The 15,476-nt window shown below is 66.0% G+C and carries 13 protein-coding genes and 1 pseudogene; 5 read left to right on the plus strand and 9 right to left on the minus strand.

Annotation, left to right across the window (positions count from 1 at the left end; genetic code table 11):
* Positions 1 to 78: 78 nt before the first annotated feature.
* Positions 79 to 801: a response regulator gene (locus AC1Q7F_RS21150; RefSeq protein ID WP_492510523.1), complete on the minus strand. Its 723-nt coding sequence runs from the start codon at positions 799 to 801 to the stop codon at positions 79 to 81.
* A 232-nt stretch (positions 802 to 1,033) separates the two neighbouring features.
* The gene (putA, locus tag AC1Q7F_RS21155) at positions 1,034 to 4,150 is read right to left on the minus strand and encodes a bifunctional proline dehydrogenase/L-glutamate gamma-semialdehyde dehydrogenase PutA (RefSeq protein WP_492510524.1); all 3,117 of its coding nucleotides are present in this window, start codon (positions 4,148 to 4,150) and stop codon (positions 1,034 to 1,036) included.
* 132 nt (positions 4,151 to 4,282) lie between these two features.
* Here putA and AC1Q7F_RS21160 point away from each other — a divergent pair, with 132 nt between their 5' ends.
* Positions 4,283 to 4,771, plus strand: coding sequence for an Lrp/AsnC ligand binding domain-containing protein (locus AC1Q7F_RS21160; protein WP_492510525.1), 489 nt, complete (start codon positions 4,283 to 4,285; stop codon positions 4,769 to 4,771).
* A 15-nt stretch (positions 4,772 to 4,786) separates the two neighbouring features.
* On the opposite strand, the gene AC1Q7F_RS21165 is transcribed toward AC1Q7F_RS21160, so the two are convergent.
* The 5 genes and pseudogenes from AC1Q7F_RS21165 to AC1Q7F_RS21185 all read right to left on the minus strand — a co-directional run bounded on the left by AC1Q7F_RS21165 (position 4,787) and on the right by AC1Q7F_RS21185 (position 9,314).
* Positions 4,787 to 5,980, minus strand: coding sequence for an ankyrin repeat domain-containing protein (locus AC1Q7F_RS21165; protein WP_492510526.1), 1,194 nt, complete (start codon positions 5,978 to 5,980; stop codon positions 4,787 to 4,789).
* 542 nt (positions 5,981 to 6,522) lie between these two features.
* On the minus strand, positions 6,523 to 7,452 hold the full coding sequence (locus tag AC1Q7F_RS21170; RefSeq protein WP_492510804.1) for a hypothetical protein: 930 nt from the start codon (positions 7,450 to 7,452) through the stop codon (positions 6,523 to 6,525).
* Positions 7,453 to 7,629 (minus strand): annotated as a pseudogene (locus AC1Q7F_RS21175) (heavy metal-binding domain-containing protein); the annotation flags it as partial.
* Positions 7,630 to 7,771: 142 nt separating this feature from the next.
* Positions 7,772 to 8,608 (minus strand): MerR family transcriptional regulator, encoded by an 837-nt coding sequence (locus AC1Q7F_RS21180; protein ID WP_492510527.1) that lies wholly within the window; start codon positions 8,606 to 8,608, stop codon positions 7,772 to 7,774.
* Positions 8,592 to 9,314 (minus strand): glutathione S-transferase family protein, encoded by a 723-nt coding sequence (locus AC1Q7F_RS21185; protein ID WP_492510528.1) that lies wholly within the window; start codon positions 9,312 to 9,314, stop codon positions 8,592 to 8,594. The genes AC1Q7F_RS21180 and AC1Q7F_RS21185 overlap by 17 nt, the downstream gene beginning before the upstream one ends.
* 482 nt (positions 9,315 to 9,796) lie before the next feature.
* Here AC1Q7F_RS21185 and AC1Q7F_RS21190 point away from each other — a divergent pair, with 482 nt between their 5' ends.
* Positions 9,797 to 10,162, plus strand: a complete 366-nt coding sequence (locus AC1Q7F_RS21190) for a hypothetical protein (RefSeq protein ID WP_492510529.1) — start codon at positions 9,797 to 9,799, stop codon at positions 10,160 to 10,162.
* Between the two features lie 9 nt (positions 10,163 to 10,171).
* Positions 10,172 to 10,519: a DUF2200 domain-containing protein gene (locus AC1Q7F_RS21195; protein WP_492510530.1), complete on the plus strand. Its 348-nt coding sequence runs from the start codon at positions 10,172 to 10,174 to the stop codon at positions 10,517 to 10,519.
* Between the two features lie 10 nt (positions 10,520 to 10,529).
* Here AC1Q7F_RS21195 and AC1Q7F_RS21200 read toward each other — a convergent pair whose 3' ends face one another.
* Both AC1Q7F_RS21200 and pabB read right to left on the minus strand, forming a co-directional pair.
* Positions 10,530 to 11,279: an aminotransferase class IV gene (locus AC1Q7F_RS21200; RefSeq protein WP_492510531.1), complete on the minus strand. Its 750-nt coding sequence runs from the start codon at positions 11,277 to 11,279 to the stop codon at positions 10,530 to 10,532.
* Positions 11,276 to 12,736 (minus strand): aminodeoxychorismate synthase component I, encoded by a 1,461-nt coding sequence (gene pabB / locus AC1Q7F_RS21205; RefSeq protein ID WP_492510532.1) that lies wholly within the window; start codon positions 12,734 to 12,736, stop codon positions 11,276 to 11,278. Before pabB ends, AC1Q7F_RS21200 begins: the two co-directional genes overlap by 4 nt.
* A 287-nt stretch (positions 12,737 to 13,023) precedes the next feature.
* On the opposite strand from pabB, the gene AC1Q7F_RS21210 reads away from it, so the two are divergent.
* Both AC1Q7F_RS21210 and AC1Q7F_RS21215 read left to right on the plus strand, forming a co-directional pair.
* Positions 13,024 to 13,215, plus strand: coding sequence for a hypothetical protein (locus tag AC1Q7F_RS21210; RefSeq protein WP_492510533.1), 192 nt, complete (start codon positions 13,024 to 13,026; stop codon positions 13,213 to 13,215).
* Positions 13,216 to 13,451: 236 nt separating this feature from the next.
* Entirely contained in the window at positions 13,452 to 15,476 is a 2,025-nt protein-coding gene (locus AC1Q7F_RS21215; protein WP_492510534.1) for a putative bifunctional diguanylate cyclase/phosphodiesterase, read from the plus strand.

Consider the following 15,476-nt stretch of genomic DNA (forward strand, 5'->3'; position numbering starts at 1 on the left):
CCGCGAGCCCTGACATCTTTCGGCATCGTCGCTTGTCAGGGCTCGCGGTGCTCGACCTGACCTACGGTATCATTCGCCTCACGGCTGATCCGTAATCTCCACCGCCAGCCGGTAGCCAAGCCCCTTCTCCGTGACAATCACGTCCAGCGAGCCGCTATCCTGCATCTTGCGGCGCAGGCGGCTGACCAGCACGTCGATGGTGCGGTCGTTGGGGTTACGGTCGGTGCCGCTGACCGCGTCGATCAGCTGGTCGCGCGTCACCACCCGGCCGCCCGACCGCACCAGCAGGCCCAGCAGCTCGAACTCCCCGCGCGTCACCCGCACCTCCACCCCGGCCGGGTCAACCAGGCGGCGGCGGGCCAGGTCCATGGTCCAGCCGGCGAAATAGCGCACGGCCCCTTCCGCCTTGTACATCTTGCTGGGATGGGTCCGGCGCAGCAGGTTGCGGGCACGCGCCAGCAGCTCGCGCGGATTGGGCGGCTTGGTCACATAATCGTCGCCACCCGTCTCCAGTCCGAAGACGCGGTCGCCATCATTGGCGCGTTGAGTGACGATGATGATGCCGACATTGGAAATCTCGCGGATGCTTTTGGCCAGCGTGAACCCATCCTCGTCCGGCAACTCGATATCGAGCAGGACAAGGTCGGGCGGCTGGCGCAACATCACTTCGCGGGTCTGCTTGCCATTCTCGGCCTCGGCGACCAGGAAACCGGCCTCATGGAAATAGCCAGCCAGCAGGGCGCGCGTCGCCGGCTCATCCTCGACGATCAGAACCAGCGGGGCATCGGCGATCTCGGTCATCCGGAACCGAACTCCTTGAGCGGGGTCGCGGGAGCCGGGATGGAAACGCCCCCCGGCAATATCGGCCCTCCGCCTATAGTCCTTTTTCACAGAAAAATGAAGCCGTTGGACGATGTTCCCCCGCATGGGAGCCCATCACCCGACGGCGCGGCAGGTGGATTGCTGTTTTAGGTTGAATTATTATTGCGAACGGAAACATTCAATTGCCGATGTTTCCGCCGCCGGTTTGCTGTTACGCCCCCAGTTCCAGAAGCGAGGCATTGCCGCCGAAGGCCGTCGTATTGACGGTCAGCGTCTTCTCCGTGACGAAGCGGTGCAGATAGTGCGGGCCGCCGGCCTTCGGCCCCGTGCCCGACAGGCCCTGACCGCCGAACGGCTGCACACCGACCACGGCACCCACCATGTTGCGGTTGATATAGGTGTTGCCCACCGGCAGCGTCTTGAACAGGCTCTGGGCGCGGCCTTCCAGGCGGCTATGCACGCCGAAGGTCAGGCCGTAACCGGTGGCCGCGATCTCCGCCGCCACCTTGTCCAGCTCCGCCGCCTTGAAGCGCACGATATGCAGGATCGGGCCGAACACTTCGCGCTTCAGCTGCGACAGGCTGCCGACCTCGTAAAGGCGCGGGCCGAAGAAGGTACCGCCGGCCAGCGCGTCCGGCACCGTCACCGCCTTGACCAGCCGCGCCTCGCCATCCATGCGGCTTGCATGCGCAATCAGGATGTCGCGGGCCGCATCGTCGATGACAGGGCCGACATCGGTGGCCACATCGATCGGATCGCCCAGACGGATCAGGTCCATCGCACCGGCCAGCATGTCGGCCAGCTTGTCGGCGATCTCCTCCTGCGCGAACAACACCCGCATGGCCGAACAGCGCTGACCCGCCGACTGGAAAGCCGAGGTCACGCAATCATCCACCACCTGCTCCAGCAGGGCGGTCGAATCCACGATCATGCAATTCTGGCCGCCCGTCTCGGCGATCAGCGGCACGATGGCGCCGTCACGATTGGCCAGGCTGCGGTTGATGGCGCGGCCCGTCTCGGTGGAGCCGGTGAAGCAGACGCCAGCAATGCGCGGATCGGCGACCAGCGCTGCCCCCACCGTCTCCCCATCACCCGGCAACAGGTGCAGAACGTCACCCGGCACCCCGGCCTTGTGCAGGATGCGCACGGCCTCCGCGGCGATCAGCGGGGTCTGTTCGGCCGGCTTGGCGATGACGGCATTGCCCGTCACCAGCGCCGCCACCACCTGACCCGCGAAAATGGCCAGCGGGAAGTTCCAGGGGCTGATGCAGGCGAAGGTGCCGCGACCGGTCAGGTGCAGCTCGTTGCGCTCCCCCGTCGGGCCGGGCAGCAGCACAGGCTTCAGCCCCGTGCGGGCCTGGGCGGCGTAGTAACGGCAGAAATCCACGGCCTCGCGCAGCTCGGCGATGGCGTCGGGCAGGGTCTTGCCCGCCTCGCGCACCAGCAGTGCCATCAGGGCGGGCGTGTCGGCTTCCATCAGGTCGGCGGCGCGGTCCAGGCAGGCGGCGCGATGATCGGCGCCGGCGCGGTCCCATTCCTTCTGTGCGGCCACCGACAGCGACAGGGCGCGCTCGACGGCCTGCTTGTCGGCCAGCACGACAGTGCCCACGCTACGCGCCCGGTTGGCCGGATCGGTCACCGGCTGGGCTGCACCGGACAGTTCCACACCACCGACGATGGGCCCCGCCGTCCAGGTGCGGGCCAATGCTGCCTGCATCTGCGCCGTCAGTTCCGCCACCTTCTCCGGGGCGGTCAGGTCGAACCCCTTGGAATTGGGACGCTCGGCGCCATAGATGTCGGCGGGGGTGGGGATGCGGGGATGGCGCAGCATGCCTTCTCTCTCCAGGAACGCGGCCGGGTCGGCCACCACGTCACTGACGGGCACCTCCGGGTCCATATAGGCGTTGACGAAATTGCTGTTGGCGCCGTTTTCCAGCAGGCGGCGCACCAGATAGGGCAGCAGATCCTCATGCGTGCCCACCGGCGCATAGATGCGCACCCGCGGGAACGCCGGCAGCACCTCGCGCGCCGCCGTGTACAGCAGCTCGCCCATGCCATGCAGGCGCTGGAACTCCAGGTCGCGGTTGTCGCCGGCCAGATGCAGGATGGCGGCGATCGTATAGGCATTGTGGGTGGCGAACTGCGGATAGATGGCGTCCCTGGCCGCCAGCATCTTGCGGGCACAGACCAGGTAGGAGAGGTCCGTCGCCGCCTTGCGCGTGAACACGGGGTAATCGGGATGCGAGGCGATCTGGGACATCTTGATCTCGGTGTCCCAATAAGCGCCCTTGACCAGCCGCACCATCAACCGGCGACCGGATGCCCGCGCCAGATCGACCAGCCAGTCGACCAGCAGATGCGTGCGCTTGGAATAGGCCTGGATGGCCAGACCCAGCCCGTTCCATCCGGCCAGATCAGGGTCATGCGACAGCACCGACAGGATATCCTGCGACAGCTCCAGCCGGTCGGCCTCCTCCGCATCGATGGTCAGGTTGATGTCCCAGCGCTTGGCCTGAAGCGCCAGCCCCTTCACGGCCGGTACCAGCTTCGCCATCACATCCGCGTGCTGCGCCTGGACATAGCGCGGGTGCAGGGCCGACAGCTTGATCGACACGCCGGGGGCAGCCATCGGGCCCCGGCCGGCGGCCTCCGCCCCCACCGCGTCGATGGCCTTCACATAGGCGTCCAGATAGCGCGTGGCCTGTTCCCAGGTCCGCGCCCCCTCGCCCAGCATGTCATAGGAATGGACGGTGCCGGCGGGCTTGGCCTTGCGCGCCTCGGCCATCGCTTCCTTGATGGTGCGGCCCAGCACGAAATGTCCGCCCATGACGCGCATGGCCTGGCCCATGGCGGTGCGGATCACGCTTTCGCCCGACCGCGCCACCAGGCGCTTCAGGAAATTGCCAGCATCACGCTCCCCGCCGCGTTCCAGATCGGTGATCTTGCCCGTCAGCATCAGGCCCCAGGCGGCGGCATTGACGAAGGCGCTGTCGCTGCGGCCCAGATGCGCATCCCACTGCCCCTGCGCGATCTTTTCGGCAATCAGACGGTCCGCCGTCTCCGGATCGGCGATGCGCAGCAGGCATTCGGCAATGCACATCAGGGCCACGCCCTCATTGTTCGACAGGCCGAATTCCTGCAGGAAATTATCCAGCGGACCCAGCTCGCGCCGGCGCAGCCGCGCCGCCTCGACAATCGCCACGGCCCGGTCATGGATGCCGGTCCGCTCCGCCGGGGTCAGCCCATGGCTGCGCAGCAGGCCGGTGACGACAGTGACCTCGTCGGCATGCTTGGCCTTGCGCAGGTCATTCAGAACGGTGCCGGACATCGCCGTAACTCCGAGAAACGCTGGGGTTTTGAATTGCTCGGAGTATGGCAAAAATCTTGGACGATTTTTCTCCAAAGAAAGGGTTTTGACAGGATATCATCCGGCTAGATCGACATTCTGCCAGAGAATATCATGTCCGTTGATTCCGCAGCCGCGAAGCTCGACCGCATCGACCAGAACATACTGCGCATCCTGCAGGAAGATGGCCGCATCTCGAACGTGGAACTGGCCCGGCGGGTGAACCTCTCCCCCACCCCCTGCCTGGAACGGGTGCGCCGGCTGGAGCGTGACGGCTATATCCGCCAGTACGTGGCCCTGCTGGACCCGGAACTGCTGGACCGGTCCCTGGCCGCCTTTATCGAGGTCCGCCTGGACCGCACCACCCCCGACGTCTTCCAGATCTTCGCCGACGCCGTCCGCCGTTTCGATGAGATCCAGGAGGCGCATATGGTGGCCGGCGGCTTCGACTACCTGATCAAGGTCCGCGTCGCCGACATGGCCGCCTATCGCGCCTTCCTGGGCGACAAGCTCTCCTCCATCCAGGGGGTGGCCCAGACCCATACCTATATGGTGATGGAGGAGGTGAAGAACACGCATGTGGTGCCCGTGCCGGGGCGGTAGGCGGGGGCAGATGTCTCACAAGGCATCCGGTATCCGCAACATCCCGACCATGGCCTCATCGCCGGAGAAGGCGATGGCATAATCCAGCGGCGTGCAGTCCAGAAACTCCTCCGGCCGTTCATAATGTCCAGGCAGGGTCGCCCGCCATGCCGGATCGGCGCCGTGCGCCAGCAGAAGCCTCACCATCCGCAGCCCCAGGTCGCCCGATTGTGTTGCCGCATGAAACAGGGCGGTCTGCCCGCCGATGCCGGCAGCACCGATCAGCGCCGGCCCATTCACGTCGGTCCCCCGGCGCAGCAGAAGCCGCGCGCAATCCAGGCTGCCATATTCGGCCGCCACATGCAGAAGCGTGGCGCCCTGAAGCTGAAGCCGCCGCAGGCCGCTATTGCCGAAGGTCAGTTCCGGAAACCGCCGATGCACCACGGACGGATCGGCATCCACGTGCGAGGCCAGCCGATCGGCACGGTCGCATATCGTGTCGATCACGCCCGGCAGGTCGTACCGGGTTCGCCCCCCGGCCTGGCGCAGCAGATCGATGCAGGTGGCCAGATCGGGCGAGCGGACATAGGCCCCGATCAGGGTATCCAGCGCGGTGACCGTCCGCCCCTGCTTTGCACAGTTCGGATCGGCCCCATGGTCCAGCAGCCATCGCATGGCAACGGGATCGACGGTTTCGCACGGCGCCCACAGGATGGGATAGGCGCCGCCATACTCGGCATTCACGTCCGCGCCATACCGGACAAGCAACGCCATCATCGGCACCCGGTCCCCCCACAGCGCCGCGCGCATCAGCGGCGCATCGCCGCCGCGATGCACATCCGACCCGTTCTCGATCATCCAGGCCGCCATGGCCAGCCTTGCGGGCGTCGGCGCGCCCGGAGTTTCCGCCACCAGCGTCAGGGGACCGTTGCCATCCCTGCCGATCGGCGCCAAGTGCAGGGCGGGATTGGCCTTCATCATCGACCGGACCTGATCGACATCATTGCCCAGGATCGCCGCCTTCAACCGGCCGACCTCCCTCAAAGACTCCACATGGGCCTTCAGCTTGGGCCAACTCGCATAGCCATAGAGGCGCGCCAGCCGGAACTGGGCATCGGTCAAGGACGCCGCACCGCCGGCTTTCAACAGCGCCTTGGCCTGGTCCTTCAGATGGCGAAGATCGGCATTCTCCGGCAGCGGGCGCACCGCCCCCCTGGCCTGGTCCTGCATGGGCGAACTCCTTTCAAACCATGCCCAATGTCCGCCATCCGGGCTGAAAGAAGTGTCGCGGCAACGATGTACAGGGGTGGGCTTCTACCCTTTCCGCGGACCGGCTGCGTCCCCCACGCGACCTTGATCATAGCATGCGGGCCCATCCCCTCCAGCATATTCGCGCCGTGGCACCGATGGGGACGGGCGGGTTCGCTGTGGCAAGTTGACAAAGCAGACGAAACCAGCGGGGGGGATTGGTGGACGGGTTAGACAGGGCTGATGCCCCGCTAAATCACGCGAAAATAAAATCCCGATCCTTGTAAACGTGGCTGTTCCAACGCGGCGCCGGGTTCAGGCCGATGATATCTTTGCAATACGCCCACTGGGCGTCGCCGTCCTTGTCAAAGACAAAGCACCGATCCATTGGCTGAACGATCAGTATCCCCAGCCCGCCCAGATCAGTTCTAGATCCGGGCAGTCCAACACCCATAAACAGAAGGGGCAAAGCTGGACGCCTATAGTCCCGACAAGGGGGTCACTTTTCCACGCTGGGTAACAGTCTAGGCGTCATAGAGTAGACGGGCGGCGGCGGCGCTCATACGGCGGTAGTCGTGCCCGACGCCCTCGACCACCTGCAGGTGCCAGTTGAACGGCGCACCGATCTTCTCCGCAGCGTGGCGCGAAAAGTCGAAGAAATAGTGGCCGCGCGATAGCCGATCGACGCCTTGAGCGTCCAGTTGCGGGGTGTGCAGATGCTGGCCACCGCGATTGGGATCATTGTCAGCGCCACCGAGCAACAGGGTCAGCGGGCTTGAAAAAGCTTGGCGCAGACCCTCTGCGCCAATGCCCGTGCCTTGCAGGCCGATAGGCTGTGGACGGTCAATGTCCGGCAGGGTGTAGATGCCGGCATTGGCGGCGACGATCCGTTGGGCCTTGGACTTGGGGTGGAATATTGCCAAACGGTGTAGGATCTGGCCGCCGGCCGAATGGCCAAAGATGTCGTAAGTCTGGCGGCTCGAACCGGCGGCCTGGGCGAGGGTCGCGAAAATTCGATCAAAGTCGTTGAAAAGCCAGGTTTCCGCGTGGTCGTTCGGCTTGAAGACGATATCTTCATCGCGCAGGTACAGGCTGTCCGGCACCTTGCCGTCAGCGGTCAGTTTTAGGTTACGCAGCTGCAGGTCCCGCACGACCCCGCCCAGCTGATAGGCGGCGAAATCGTAACCCGCTTCCGGATAGCCAAGGGCTGCCACCAATACACCCTTGGCGTCGGCGGCCTTGATCCATGCGTCGCGATAGTCGGCCGCGTTTCGACCGGAGCCGGGCAGGACGAGAAGGATCGGCGACTTTGGACCAAATGAGTTGGGCCTGTAGTAGGCGACCTCAATCATCTGGTTTTCGTGACCGATCCCACCAGGAACGTTGAAGAGGCCCGCGCCAACCGTAAGGGTCTGCGGCGCGCCCGTCATTGGCTTTACATCGGCGATGGGCATGAGTCGCATTTTGCAGTCTGGGCAGGAGCCCGCCGCCTCGAAGACTTTCCCATCCATGGAACAACCGCATGCCGGGCAGGCGAAGCCTCGAGCGCGCGCGTTCGAACTCAGGGGCGCGGAGAAGAGTGCAGCCAATATGGCCAAACCGAGAGTCCGTCGAGGAAGCGTGGTCATCATATCACCTCAAAAGAGCCTTGAGCCGTCGTCCCGGTTGAGCGGGCGGGTTCATGAGCGTTAGGCGCAGCCCTCCAGTGCGCAGAGCTCTGACTCGGTTATACGGCCTAGGTAGGAATTTAGATGCGCGGCGCTCAAAGGAAATTCATACGTCCTTGATTTCCATGGCGGCGCGGACGGGAAACTGCATCTCGACCACGGCCTCATGCATTCGATCAAGATCGGGGAACCGCAGGAAGACCTCCCGGCCGGGGCCGTCCAGCCTCCGGCCAGAGGCGGCCAGATAGGCGCCGACCTTGGCGGTGACCAAGTGGGCGTGCTCGGGCAGGCCCGCGCGGACGCAAATAGCCATCTGATCGACAGCCGGCAGTTCGCGCATGGCAAGGCCTTCCACCCGGATACGTTCACCGGGATTCAGGCGTATCCCGAACTCAATGTCCAGAATGTCAGTCTCGAATTGCTCGGTGTGGGCGACGGCCACCAGGACCGGCGGCGGAGCGCGTTTGAGCAGCGGACGCGCCAGACCTATCAGTTCGCCGATCAAGCCGCGCGCGGCGTCGAACGATGACACTGTGCACCGCAGGGAGAGCAGGGTTTGGGCTGGTTCCGGCCGCACCACGACGTCGTCGGCCGAGAAAGCCCCGTCGGTCTCCAACTGGGCGATCCGGGCCTCGATCTGGCGCAGGCGCAACGACTCCAGCTCAAGTTGGCGCTCCACGTCGTTCCGGCGCAACAGCAGCATACGCCTTAGCTCGTCGGGGCCGATCTTGGACTTGAGGATGTCACCGATCTGATCGAGGCTGAATCCAAGGTCCTTGAGCACCAGGATCCGGTTCAGATCGGCGAGTTGGACGAGGGCGTACGAACGATAGCCCGAGCGCGCGTCGACCTCGACAGGTTCGAACAGGCCGATCTCCTCGTAGAAGCGCAACTGGCGCGCCGAGACGCGGGCGATCCGCGAGAACTCACCGATGCGGAACAAGCTGGCTCTCCGTAGGCTGGGCCAGCGCTGCGTCAAGCGCCCTGGGATCAAGGCCCATGGCCTGGACCACAAGCCGTTCGCGTTCAAGCGTCCTGCGCATGGCCGGCAGGCGCGTGATGCGGTCTTGCAGCGCGGCCAGCCGTGGATAGCACACACGGTCGAGCTCGAAGCCCAGGTGACCGAAGGTCAGCAGATTGGAGACGATTGAGATGTCCGCGATCGTGGGCGCCGGCCCGATGACGAAATCGTCTTGGCCCATCGCCGTCTCTAGATGGCCAAAATGTTTGGGCAGGGCCTGGCTTAAGGCCGCCTCTACGACAGCGGCGTCGGCGTCGCGGCCATTCAGGCGCGGATGCACGAAGGTCTCGTGGAATAGGGGGCGAACAACCTCGGCGAAGATCACGCCGGCATATTGCTCCAACCAGAGGGTCTGGCCGTAGGCGCGGGCCTCGGTCGGATACAGCGACGGCTGCGGATGCAGCTTTTCGAGATAGGCGCAAATGGCCGCTGAGTCCGACAGGCGGTAGTCGCCATCGGTGATGACGGGGATCTTGCCCGTGAGACTGATCTCGTCCCAAGAAGCCGGCAGGCTGCTGGGATCGACAGGGATGACGCGAACGAGGTTATAGTCTAGTCCCTTATACTCGGCCGAGAAGATGACCTTGCGGGTGTGGACCGAGATGGCGACACCGTAGATCGTGAGCATGGCGGGCTCCTGGAGTTAGGGAGCCGGGATTATCAACTTTGCCGTAGTGTGAGGGTCAAGCGCCTTTCGGCGTCACGCCGCGATCGGCGAACCAAGATAAAATAGGGCGCATTGCTGACTTCTCCCGCGAACTACGCTACAATCACCCAATCAACGCCATAGCCACGTCTCGCTTCCGGCCAATGCACCACCGGTCCTTATCCGCTGTGGTGCCACCATTCGGAGCCGTGTGCCCGCCCGCTCTGAAACCGACCCTGATTTTATGTTTCACTTCGTTGCACGGGGCGCGATCAGTCGGTCCATTCGGAGGAAGGCCGACATCCGCTCCGACCGCTGCCTGACCCGTCACGGGGGCGCCCACCTTGTCGATAGGGTCATTCCGCCTTACCTTGTCGCGGCTGGAGGATTGCCAATGGTCACATTGACGGTGGCGGCAGGCGGCCCGGTTGCCGGCATGAACCCCAAAGCCGGGAGGCTGAAAAATGGCGGACGCAACCTATCTCGCAGTTTTCACCAGCAACAAGAACAGTCCGCGCTGGCGGGCTTGGTTCGCGATGAGCGAGGCGGAGCGACGGGCCACGGATGAGAAGGGGCTGGCCGCACTGGCCGCCTGGGACGCGGCGCATAAGGATGTGATCGTCTATGGCGGCGGGCCGCTGGGGCCGACCAAGCGCACCTCGCCCGATGGGATCGCCGATGTGGTGAATGAGCTGACGGTGTTCCTGGTGGTGCGGGCCCCCTCGCATCAGGCAGCGGCAGAGATGTTTGCCGGGCATCCGCATTTCACCATCTTCCCCTGCGACGGCGTCGATGTCATGCCGCTGCTGGGGCCCAAGCCGAACGCGTGAGGGGCCGGCATGACGCACCGGGTCTATGCCATGCGCTTCGCCAGCCTGTATCCGCTCTATGTCGCCAAGGCGGAAAAGAAGGGGCGCACCAAGGCGGAGGTGGATGAGGTGATCCGCTGGTTCACCGGCCACAGCCAGGACAGCCTGGAGGCGGAGATCACGGCCGGGACAAACCTTGAGGATTTCCTGGGCCGCGCCCCGGCCCTGAACCCGGCCCGCAGCCTGATCACCGGTGTCGTCTGCGGCGTGCGGGTGGAGCAGGTGGAAGAACCGCTGATGCGGGAAATCCGCTATCTGGACAAGCTGATCGATGAGTTGGCGAAGGGCAAGGCGATGACGAAAATCCTGCGCCGATAGGGCCGCGGGCTCAATCCAGCACCCGCGCCACCTTGCGCAGACCTAGCGCATTGGTCAGCACGATATCATCCGCCCGGCGCAGCTCCGCCACCCCCACCGCCCGTTCCTCCGCCCGCCAGTTCCGGACCAGTGCGGCACGCATGGTGCCGGGCAGGGCGCCTTCGGCCACCGACGGCGTCACCCAATGCCCGTCCAGCGACAGGAAGATGTTGGCGGCCGTGGCCTCCGCCACGCGGCCCTGGCTGTTCAGCATCACGGCATCATCGGCCCCGCGCGCCGTTGCCTCCCGCCGGGCGATGATGCTGTCCAGATAGTTCAGCGTCTTCAGCCGCGACAAGGGCGACTTCTCGTTGCGGCAGGTGGTGCGGGCGATGGCCAGCCGGGCCGGCGGTGCCTCTGCCGGGATGCGGCCCGCGGCCAGCATCAAGGTGGGGGTGGGCACCTCCGGCCTTGGCAGGCCGCGCGGACCGGCGCCGGCGGTCAGGGTCAGGCGCACCGCTGCCTCCCCCTCCATCCCGTTGGCGCCCAGCAGCCCCAGGATGGCGTCATGCAGCACCTGGTCATCGGTCGGCACGGCCAAGCCCAGAAAATCCGCCCCGTCACGCAGACGGCGAAGATGGGCGTCCAGCCGCAACGGCACGCCGGCCTTCACCGCAATGGTCTCGAACAACCCGTCGCCCAGGGTCAGGCCCCGGTCATGGGCCAGCAGGGCCGGCTTGTCGGCGGCGACGAAATCGCCGTTCAACCAGATCACGCTCATGCCGCGCGCTCCTCATCCACCGCGATGGCGGGGGGCCAGGCCATGGCGGGATCGAAAGCGGTCAGGAGGGCTTTGGCCTTGGTCAGGCTCTCCTGATATTCCGCCTCCGGCTCGCTGTCGGCCACGATGCCGCCGCCGGCCTGCACCTGCACCATATCGCCCGCAATGGCGGCGGTGCGGATGATGATGGAACTGTCCATGGAACCGTCCCAGCCGATCCACATCACCGACCCGCAATAGGGGCCGCGCCGGGCGGGTTCCAGCTCATGGATGATCTCCATGGCCCGGATCTTGGGCGCGCCGGTGATCGACCCGCCGGGGAAGGCAGCGCGCAGCAGATCCACCGGCCCCAGGCCGGGCTTCAACCGTCCGGTCACAACCGAGGTCAGGTGATGGACGGTGCGATAGCTTTCCAACCCCCACAGGCTGGGCACCTTGACGCTGCCGATCTGCGCCACCCGCGACAGGTCGTTGCGCAGCAGGTCCACGATCATCAGGTTTTCCGCCCGGTCCTTCTCCGACGCCAGCAGTTCGGCGGCCAGGGCCGCGTCGCGCGCCGCATCCCCATGGCGGGGGCGGGTGCCCTTGATGGGCCGCGTCTCGATGGCGCCGTCGGCCGTCAGCGACAGGAACCGCTCCGGCGACCCCGAAGCCACCGCCCTGCCCGCGCCCAGGTTGAGGAAGGCGGAAAACGGCGCCGCCGTGCGCGGCCGCAAGCGGCGATAGGCATCCCAGGCGGTGACACCGGGGCGCAAGCGGCCCAGGAAGCGCTGGGTCATGTTGGCCTGATAGATGTCGCCGGCCCTTATATAGTCCAGGATGCGTGCCACCCGCGCGCGATAGGTGGCAGGCGCCAGCTCCGCCGTCCATCCCGGCCGGTGCAGCAACCCGTCGCCCGAATCGCGGGCCAGGGGCGGGGCGGCCCGCAGCCTGTCATGCAGCGCCTGCGCCAGCCGGCGGGCCAGGGCCGGGCGGGCGCAGGCATCGGCTTCCCGTTCCGCCCCCGAAACCACCCAGCCCTGGCCGGTACCATGGTCGATGACCGCCACCGTGTCATACAGCCCGAACGCCATGTCGGGCAGATCCAGCCCGCCTACCCGCGGCAGGGGCAGCCGTTCCAAATACCGGCCCAGCTCATACCCCATCACCCCCACGGCCCCGCCGGTGAAGGGCGGCAAGCCGGCGGGCACCGGCCGGGCGAACGGCGTCAGTGCCGTCTGCAGCGCCGTGAACGGGTCAGTCGCCAGCGGCGCCCCGTCACGCGTCACCCGCCCATCGCCCGCCACCTCGATCCAGGAGAACGGGTCCGCCGCCAGGATGGAAAACCGGGCCCGCCCGCCCTCTGCCGCCCCGCCATCCAGCAGCATGGCGCCTTTTTCCCCCGCCAGCACCGCGAAGGCAGCCAGGGAATCGGGCAGGTCCAGGGACAGGATGTGGAGCGGGCGTGTCACCATCATGGCCGGACCATAATCGCAGCCGCGCCGCGCAACAACCGGCCGCGTTTGCAAGCCTCAACGATCCCGCGATGCGGAAGGGACGGCCATGCGTTGTTCGCGGTTGCAACAGATCAGCGGATGATTTGATCTGGTCATGTGAATGCCATCGTTTTGGATCAACGGCTTCGCAATTTGGCCGCAATGGCCGGCGATGCTGCGATGCGTGAAGGACAGCGCCGTTGGGGCTGCTGACCGACACCGGACCCGGCCCGATGGCCCCGAGATTGTTCAACGCAGAAGGTGACCAGATGCAAAGCGCCGATTTCGAAAACGCCTTCAACGCCGCCTGCCAGGAGCTGGGCCTGGACCCGGCCAACACCAATATCTTCGCGCTGGAATGCCACCGCCAGGGTCTGGACCCCAAGAATGCCCGTGCTTTCGACCTGGACAAGAACCCGTCCGACATGTGGAAGAGCTTCCGCAAGCTGAAGACCGCCTGATCCCCGCCCCCACCCCGGGGGCATGGGTGCAATATATGCAAGGGCTGCCCCCATCCGGGGGTGGCCCTTTTGCGTTGGGATGCAACCGACCGCCCACCGATATTTGCTTGTACAGGCCGACCCTGTTTCGTGCATGATGCCCGCGACGGAATATCGCAGTACCGTCCGGCGGCCTCCTGGGTGTCGGGGACGGTACCGATGATTGAACGGCCGACGCGAAGCCTCCGGGGAGGGCGATGCTGAAAGGGCTGGGCAGTTCCTTGGCGGCAAGGCAGGCGGCGCGCGCCGTGCTGGCCGCCTGCATCATCGGATTGGTGCTGAGCGGGCTGGAGGTCGCCTGGGCGACGTGGCGCGAGCGCGGCAAGGCCAGCGACCTTGTCGAACAGATGCTCGACCTGACGGAGGGCAGTGCCGCCGCCGCCGCCTGGAACGTGGATGAGGCGCTGGCCCAGCAGATCGGCAATTCCGCCCTGTCCATCGGCGCCATCGCCGGCATCGACATCCGCATATCGGAAGAACAGCCGCTCTGGTCCCGCCACCGCGCCCTGCCGACGCCATCGGGCGGCAATGGCACCATCGGGCGGCTGGTGTTCGGTGATCTGGCGCGGGGCACCCGCCTGCTCTACCGCCCCCTGGCCGACGGGCGGGAAAAGCCGCCCATCGGTATCCTGCGCATCGACCTGGATATGGCGCAGGTGTCGGCCGACTATATCGCCTTCGTCACCTCGTCACTGCTGGGCGGGCTGGCGCGCAACATCCTGCTGGGGCTGTTGCTGACCTGGGTGTTCCACCGGTTCCTGACACGGCCCCTGGTGGAGCTGGAACAGGCGGTGGCTGGGATCGACCCGGACAATCCCCGCGACACGCGCCTGTCGATGCCTGCGGGGCATGAGAATGACGAGCTGGGCCGCCTGACCCTGCGCATTAACGAGACGCTGGACAAGCTGGACGAGAGCCAGGGGCAGTTGCGCCAGTTGGCCACGCGCGACCCGCTAACCGAGCTGCCCAACCGCGCCCTGCTGCTGGAACGGCTTGAACATGCCCTGGCCCGTGCGCGCCGGAGCAAGCGCGGGCTGGCCGTGCTGTTCCTGGACCTGGACCGGTTCAAGCATGTGAATGACAGTCTGGGCCACGATATGGGCGACCGCATGCTGCAGGGCATCGCCCGTCGCCTGGACGATACGTTGCGCCATTCCGACACGGTGGGCCGCCTGGGCGGGGATGAGTTCCTGGTGCTGGTGGAGGATGTGAAGGAACCGAAGGAGGCGATCCAGGTCGCCGACCGTATCCTTGCCTCGCTGGCCCGGCCGCTGGAGCTGGACGGTCATCTGCTGCATCCCAGCGCATCGATCGGCATCTCGCTCTGGCCCGGCGACGGGCAGGATGCACGCCAGATCCTGCGCTGCGCCGACGTGGCGATGTATGCGGCCAAGGCTGCCGGCACGGGCTGCTGGCGCATGTTCTCCGCCGAGATGTCGGAACAGGCCATGGCCCGGCTGCGGACCGAGGCGAGGTTGCGGGCAGCGGAACTGCGCGGGGAGTTCGAGCTGTTCTACCAGCCCAAGGTCGATCCGCGCAGCCTGACCCTGCGCGGGGCGGAGGCCCTGCTGCGCTGGAAGACCGAGGAAGGCTACATCGCCCCCGCCGATTTTATCCCCGTGGCGGAAGAAACTGGTCTGATCGGCCCGATCGGCGACTGGGTGCTGGGGGATGCGTGCCAGCAGGCGGCCCGCTGGCGGCGCCTGCATGGCGACCTGCCCGTGTCCATCAATGTCAGCCCCCGACAGTTGGCCGATCTGGATTTCCCCAACCGCGTGCGCGCCGCCCTGGCCGGTTCCGGCCTGCCGGCGCACCTGTTGACGCTGGAAATCACCGAAACCGTGGCCATGACGGCGGCGGCGGGCGATTTCGCCATGCTGCGCCTGCTGCGCGATATTGGCGTGGGCATGGCCATCGATGATTTCGGGACAGGCTATTCCTCGCTGTCACATCTGCGGCGCATTCCGCTGACCGTGCTGAAGATCGATCGCGGATTCATGCAGACGGTGCCGCACGATGTGGCCATCCCCGCCACCATCCTGGAACTGGGCCAGCGCCTGGGCCTGGAAATCGTGGCGGAAGGGGTGGAGACGGAGCCGCAGCGCGACTGGCTGTGCAGCATGGGCTGCCAGACCATCCAGGGCTTCCTGATCTCCCGCCCCGTGCCGGTGCCGGAATTCGAGGAACGGTTCCTGGCCCAGCGTACGCGGGCGGTGGGTTAA

The sequence above is a fragment of the Niveispirillum sp. GW835-FHT14G11 genome (genome assembly GCF_058793615.1).